Here is a 283-nt window from a genome sequence, read left to right as displayed (position 1 = left end):
TGCTGAACTATTACCCAAAGCATCAGTCTTGCTGCTTGATGCTGTAGTTGCTGCATCCAACTGACCTTTATTCACAGCATCTGTCGCTGCTGTCGCATCCGCTACGTTCTCAACTTTGTTGCCATTCGCATCTAAACCATTTGCTGTCACTTTGCCTGCAAATACTGGTGCATCCGCCAATTGAATATCTAGCGTATCGCCTGTAATTACTGTCTTGATGTTGCTGTTCGAACCTGCACCTGTTAAGCCACCGCTAATGTTCAGTGTCTCTCCAAGTTTACGA

1 pseudogene is annotated in these 283 nt (G+C 45.9%); it reads right to left on the bottom strand.

Annotated elements, in window-relative coordinates:
- A pseudogene (locus M2R48_RS21115) lies at positions 1 to 283 on the bottom strand (hypothetical protein); the annotation flags it as partial.

The organism is Acinetobacter sp. I-MWF, from assembly GCF_025433935.1.
In the GTDB taxonomy this organism is placed as follows: Bacteria; Pseudomonadota; Gammaproteobacteria; order Pseudomonadales; family Moraxellaceae; genus Acinetobacter; species Acinetobacter guillouiae.
Note: the sequence above shows the minus strand (reverse complement) of the source record. Positions and strands in the feature narration are given on the sequence as shown.